General features: G+C 63.6%; 7 protein-coding genes. All 7 read right to left on the minus strand.

Going from position 1 to position 6,194, the window contains the following annotated elements; genetic code table 11:
- Positions 1-665 (minus strand): aldehyde dehydrogenase family protein (locus Q427_RS04120; protein WP_043511284.1); only part of this gene is annotated, 665 nt, incomplete at its 3' end.
- A gap of 104 nt (positions 666-769) precedes the next feature.
- The gene (locus Q427_RS04125) at positions 770-1,501 is read right to left on the minus strand and encodes a TenA family transcriptional regulator (protein WP_043511275.1); all 732 of its coding nucleotides are present in this window, start codon (positions 1,499-1,501) and stop codon (positions 770-772) included.
- A gap of 568 nt (positions 1,502-2,069) precedes the next feature.
- Positions 2,070-3,575: a tripartite tricarboxylate transporter permease gene (locus tag Q427_RS04130; RefSeq protein WP_231613399.1), complete on the minus strand. Its 1,506-nt coding sequence runs from the start codon at positions 3,573-3,575 to the stop codon at positions 2,070-2,072.
- Between the two features lie 47 nt (positions 3,576-3,622).
- Positions 3,623-3,973 carry a tripartite tricarboxylate transporter TctB family protein gene (locus Q427_RS04135; protein ID WP_043511277.1) on the minus strand — a complete coding sequence of 117 codons (351 nt, stop codon included), beginning with the start codon at positions 3,971-3,973 and terminating at the stop codon, positions 3,623-3,625.
- Complete coding sequence (locus tag Q427_RS04140) at positions 3,970-4,161, minus strand: hypothetical protein (protein WP_043511280.1); 192 nt, start codon at positions 4,159-4,161, stop codon at positions 3,970-3,972. The genes Q427_RS04135 and Q427_RS04140 overlap by 4 nt, the downstream gene beginning before the upstream one ends.
- Positions 4,158-5,153 carry a Bug family tripartite tricarboxylate transporter substrate binding protein gene (locus Q427_RS04145; protein ID WP_051496113.1) on the minus strand — a complete coding sequence of 332 codons (996 nt, stop codon included), beginning with the start codon at positions 5,151-5,153 and terminating at the stop codon, positions 4,158-4,160. Before Q427_RS04145 ends, Q427_RS04140 begins: the two co-directional genes overlap by 4 nt.
- A gap of 62 nt (positions 5,154-5,215) precedes the next feature.
- Positions 5,216-6,194: gamma-glutamyltransferase family protein (locus Q427_RS04150; RefSeq protein WP_043511283.1), on the minus strand; the 979-nt coding region annotated here is incomplete at its 5' end.

Consider the following 6,194-nt stretch of genomic DNA (forward strand, 5'->3'; position numbering starts at 1 on the left):
GCAGGCGCCGCGGTGATGTCTTCACCGATGGCCGATGCGCTGCCGGTGATGAAGTTGAAGACACCCTCGGGGACGCCGGCATGGTGCAGCGCTTCCGCCAGGCGATAGGCGATCAGCGGCGCATCCGACGAGGGTTTGAAGACCACGGTGTTGCCGGTTATCAGGGCCGGTGCAATCTTTCTTGCCGGAATCGAGATCGGGAAGTTCCAGGGCGTGATGATGGTTGCCACGCCTAGCGGTTCGCGCTGGGTGTAGACCAGCATCTTGGCGTCGTCCTGGGGGAAGGTCTCGCCGGTGATGGTCTGGCCTTCGACGGCGTAGAAGCGCAGGGTCTGGGCCGAGCGGGCGATCTCGTCGCGGCTGTTGGCGAGCAGCTTGCCCTCTTCGCGGGTCAGCTCCTGGGCGAACTGCTCGATATTCTCGACCAGATAATCCGCCGCCTGGTTGAGGATTTTCGCGCGCTTTGAAATGGGCGTGTCCCGCCATGCGGGGAACGCCTTCTCGGCTGCTGCGATGGCCTGCTGTGCATCTTCCGCGGAAGAGGCCTGGAACTGGCCGAGCAGGTCGTCCTGGTTTGCCGGGTTGCGGTTCTCGAAGGTCGAGCCCGAGCCGCAAGGCTGCCATTTGCCGTCGATGTAATTGAGAAACTGTGTGACGTTATCCAAGAAGCTCACCTCGTGTGATCATTGGAGCCCTCTTTCCTGGGACCGATGCCTGCCGGCCTGGGCCGGCAGGCATCGTGCGGAGATACGAACCGAAACGGCTGGTATCAGGCCGCCAGGTCGAGCTCGGAGAGGGGGAGGTCGCTGGCCACGTAGTCGTAGTAGAGCGCCGTGGTGTAGAGCAGGCGCATCTGGGCGCCGATCTCGCAAATCTTCAGGCAGCGCTGCTGCAGTTCGACGGTGTCGGCGTGCTCGAGCACGATCTGATAGCCGCGCTCACCGTGGATCTCGTCGGAGACGATGTGCAGGTCGAAGAACTCCACCTCTTCATCGGTGAAGCCATACTTGTCGCGCAGGGTCGGGGTCTGCTTGCGATAGATGGAGGGCACCTGGGACTCCAGGCCAACCACCAGGCCGGCCACGGCGACCACCGGGTGCTCGCGCATGGCGACGGCATAGCACCAGCTCTGCAGGCCACGGGTGGTGGGCGACATGTTGTCGGGGTTCTCGACCCGCTCGCGAGTGGTGCCGCAGGCCTCGGCGAAACGGATCAGCAGATCGGTATGACGGTCACCGCCGAGCTCTTCCTCATACATGTTCTGCAGCAGGAAGTCCTTGGCCTCGGTGAATTTCTCCGGGGTGTTGGCGTAGATGTAGGCCAGGTAGTCGGCGAAGGGGCCAACGTAGTGATAGTGGTTCTCGGCCCACTTGGCGAGGTGGGAGCGGTCCAGCTTGCCGCTGGCCCATGCCACGCTGAACGGTGCCTTGTTGGCGCTCTTGCCCTTGATGGCTTCTTCGAGGGCGGTGCGGAATTCGTCACGATTCATCAGTTCGGCCATGGGGATCTCTCCTGGTTGCCTGGGTATTGGCTGCTTCAGCCAATGGCCCGTTTTATTGGTATGCCTACGGGAGTCAGGGAAGTGCAGTGACAATTGATGTTGTGGGCCTCTGCCTTCCTGTTTGGCTCATGGTATACCAAAAGCCATGTGGCAAGACTAATTTCACCCCGCCGATGCTGTCAAGGGATTTTCTGACCTGGATCAAATTTTGGCAGCGCCCGGATAGCGGCATGACCGCGCAGGAACCCGGAAAAGCCCTTAATTGCAGTGAGTAGGCGGGGCGAAAGCGATCGAAGGAGGGCTTGCGGAGGGATCAAGATGCCGCCGGGGAGGCGGTAAGGAGAGTCGGTCAGGCGTGAGGGAGGGAGGTGGCCACGGCTTACAATCACCAAGTATGGTATACCGTGGCTGCCTTGGGGGCTACCAGGCCAGTACGGCACTGGCCTGAGCATTGTCAGTGCGCAGACCAGTGCCGGAGCGCTCTGGTTGGAGGCCGAGGGGCCCTCAAGGCCCTGCCACTGCTGGCTGCAGGGCCTATTGGGTCTCCTCGTTGCTGTGCGACCTGGGGTCAGTCCTCCGCCAGGTTCTGGCTGCGCTGCTTGAGCCGATAACGCAGCGCCAGCAGGATCGAGAGTGCGGCCAGGGTCAGCAGTGCCAAGGAGATCGGTCGGGTGAAGAACAGCGTCCACTCCTCGTTGGTCATCAGCGCACGGCGCAGGTTGGTCTCGGCAATTGGGCCGAGAATCACGCCCAGCACCAGCGGTGCCAGCGGATAATCGAGCTTGGCCAGGATATAGCCGAAGATGCCGATGCCCAGCAGCAGGTAGATATCGGTGATGCGATTGTTGAGCGCGAAGGCGCCGACCATGCAGCAGGTCAGCACCACTGGCACGATGACCGACTTGGGCACGCTGGTGACCTTGAGAAACAGCCGCATGCTGAGCAGGCATACCACCAGCATCATGGCGCCTGCCAGGAACATCGCCATGAACATGCCGTAGACCGTGTCGGCGTGGTCCATGATCAGGCGCGGCCCGACGCCGATGCCATGGACCATCAACGCTGCCATCAATACCGCATCCACGGCACTTCCGGGTATGCCCAGTGCGATCATCGGGATCAACCCGCCGCCGGAAGTCGCCGAGTTGCCCGACTCCGAGGCGATCACCCCTTCGCTTGCTCCCTTGCCGAAGGCTTCGGGGTGCTTGGAGCCACGCTTGGCCTGATCGTAGGCCAGCAGGTTGGCGATGCTTCCGCCGGCGCCGGGTACCGCGCCGATGAAGACCCCCACCATCGACGAGCGCACCAGGTTGAACGGGTAGGAGAGTACCTCACGCATCGCCGCCCAGGGCTTGAAGCTGATGCGACTGTCGATCAGTTGCTTGCCGGCCTTGACCTCTTCGGCGTCCTCTACCTCGCGCAGCAGCTGGCTGACCGCAAAGATGCCGATCAGTACGATCAGGAAGGGAATGCCCGCCGAGAGCATGCGCAGGTCGAAAGAGAAGCGTGTCACGCCCATCAGCGGGTCAGCGCCCACGGTGGCGATGATCAGGCCGATGGCCCCGGCCAGCAGGCCGCGCAGCATCGAGCGGCCTACCAGGCTGGCAACGATGGTCAGGGCGAACACCACCAGTGAGAAGTACTCCCAGGGGCCGAGCTTGACGGCGATCATGGCCAGGGGGGGGGCGGCAATGATCAGCACGATGGAGCTGATCAGCGTGCCGAAGAATGAGGCCCAGATGCCAAGCGCCAGGGCCCGGCCGGGCTCGCCGCGGCGTGCCATGGGGTAAGCGTCGAAGGTGGTGGCCAGTGCCGACGGCGTGCCGGGGATGCCCAGTAGTGCGGCACTGATCATGCCACCGGTGTACCCACCGATATACACAGCCAGCAGGGTAGCGACGCCCTGCAAGGCCGGCATGGTGAAGGTCAGCGGCAGTGCCAGCACGATGGCCATGGTGATGGTGAAGCCGGGAATGGCCGCGGTGATCACCCCGGCTACCACCCCCACCAGCATGGTCAGCATGGTTGGCAGGGTAAACAGCTGATCGGCACCTGCCAGAATGGATTCCATCATGAGCGCATTCCTGGGTCAGCGAATGGTTTTGTCGGACGCCGCAGGCGTTACAGCAGCGCGCCGCGTGGCAAGGAAATGGTGAACACGTGCCGAAACAGAGCGTCCAGCCCCAGCGACATCACCAGTGCGATGGCCACGGCAATGGCTATCTGGCGTGGCCGTCGCGCGCCGAGAAGCACCTGGCAGGCCAGCACGAACGGCAGCGTGGCCCAGCGAAAGCCGAACAGCGGCACGGCAATGGCATACAGGGTGAAAAGCCCCAGTACGCCGAATGCCAGGCGATGCTGCCATAGCCAGGCGCGTATACTGCCGCTGGCCAGTGCCGTGGTATGCCGAAGCTTGGCCGCTTCCTTGACGATCATGATGACGTTGAGCAGTGCCAGGACGGCCAGCATCATGCGCGGGAAACTGCCCGAGCCGATAGCTCCCAGGCCGACGACGGCAGGTTGCCGGCGTGGAAGAACATCACCGCGGCGATACCCAGCAGCGCCAGGTTGAAGACGATATGGCTGATCGCCCTGGCCCGCTCGGCGGAAGCGTCGGGCTCCCGGCCTTGCGGCCGGGAGCTGGAGGTTGCCTCGCTCATTGCTGCAGGTTTCCAGCCAGACGCTCGATGGTGGCGTCGAGGGCCTCAAGATGCTCACGGTACTCGTTGGGTCCCATGAACTGGACTTCTGCACCGGCGTTATTGACGCGGGTCACGAACGCCTCGTCTGCGGCTATCGCCTCGACGGCGGCGGCCAACACCTCGATACGATCCTGGGGGGTGCCCAGGGGGGCGATCAGGCCACGCAGGATCGAAAGGTTGAGATTTTCGTAGCCGAGCTCGGCGAAGGTAGGTACGTCAGGGGTCTGTGCCATGCGCTCGGTATGGCCGACGGCCAGGAAGCGCAGGTCTTCATTCTCGACGAACTGCAGGCTGGAGGCGATGTCGCCCATGGCAGCGTCGATGTGACCGCCGACCAGCGAGCGAATACGCTCCCCTGTGCCTTCGAAGCCAACGTAGCGGAATGAGAGATCCTCGGCCTCCTCGATCATGGCGCCGTGAATATGCGGCACCCCGCCGAGGGTCACGCCGAAGCGAATCTCACCGGGATTGTCCTGGGCATACTCGACGAAGTCCTCAAAGGTCTCCCACGGACTATCGGCACTGACGGTCAGGTACTGAGGCGAGGCGGTGATCGCGGCGATCGGCTCGTAGTCGTCCCAATTGTATTCGGTCAAGCCGGTATGGTGAGAGACCATGAAGCCATCGTGTACCTGGCCGACGGTGTAGCCGTCGTTATCGCGGTCGGCAAGGTCGGTAAGGCCGGTGGTGCCGCTGACGCCGGGCATGTTGATCACCGGCATCGGCTGGCCAAGGTGGGGCTCGATATGGTTCGAGACCAGGCGCATCAGCACATCGCTGCCCCCGCCCGGCCCCCAGGGTACGATGAATTCAACCGCGCTATTGGGGTAGTCGTCTGCCTGGGCAGTGGCTGCAATACCACCGACTGCCAGGGAGACACCGGCAAGGGTCGTGGCGGCCCAGCGGAAGGAATTGCGTGAAGTGACGTTGGATTTGTTGGGTGTCAGCATTTGGCTTCTCCGGTTATGGTCTAACAAGGACCCGGTTGACGCCGGGTCTGGAACTGCAGGTTTCACCAGGCCAGCACGGCACTGTCGGTGCGCGGTTCGGTGCCGCCGCACAGCACGCCGCTGTCGCCGTCGCGCAGGATGATCTGGCCGCGGCCGAAACTCAGGGTGTCGGTCATCTTGACGATGTCGTGGCCGCGCCGCACCAGCGCCTGGGCAAGGTGGTCGGGAAAATGCGGCTCGACCTCGACGGTCTTGCCCTTGGTCCACTTCCAGCGCGGCATGTCCAGCGCTGCCTGGGGGTTGATGTGGTCGTCGAGCATGGCGGTGATCACCTGCACGTGGCCCTGGGGCTGCATGTAGCCACCCATCACGCCGAACGGCCCCACCGCCTGGCCATTCCGGGTGATAAAGCCGGGAATGATGGTGTGGTAGGTGCGCTTGCCGGGCGCCAGGGCGTTGGGGTGCGCCGGGTCCAGGGAAAAGCCCCAGCCGCGGTTCTGCAGGCTGATGCCGGTACCGGGTACCACGACGCCCGAGCCGAAGCCCTTGTAGTTGCTCTGGATGAACGAAACCATGTTGCCGTCGCCATCGGCGGTGGCCAGGTAGACGGTGCCGCCCTTGATCGGATTGCCGTGCTTCGGGTCCAGCGCCTGCTCGCCGATCAGGCCGGCGCGTTCGACGAGATAGTCGTCGGCCAACAGCTGGTCCACGCTCGGGCCCATGGCGTCGCGTTCGGTAACGTAGCGAAGGCCGTCGACATAGCCCAGCTTGGTGGCTTCGATGCGGCGATGCAGGGTCTCCACCGGATCCCGGCCTTCCTCACCCATGCGCTCGAGCATGCCCAGGGCCTGCAGGGCGATCAGACCACTGCCGTTGGGCGGAATCTCCCAGATATCGTGACCGCGGTAGCGGGTGCCGATCGGCTCGACCCACTCCGGCTTGTAGGCCGCCAGGTCCTCCTTGCGCAGCAGGCCGCCGTGCTCGCGGAAGAAAGCGTCGATCTTGTCGGCCAGGTCTCCTTCATAGAACGCACGACCCTTG

The organism is Halomonas sp. BC04, from assembly GCF_000568385.1.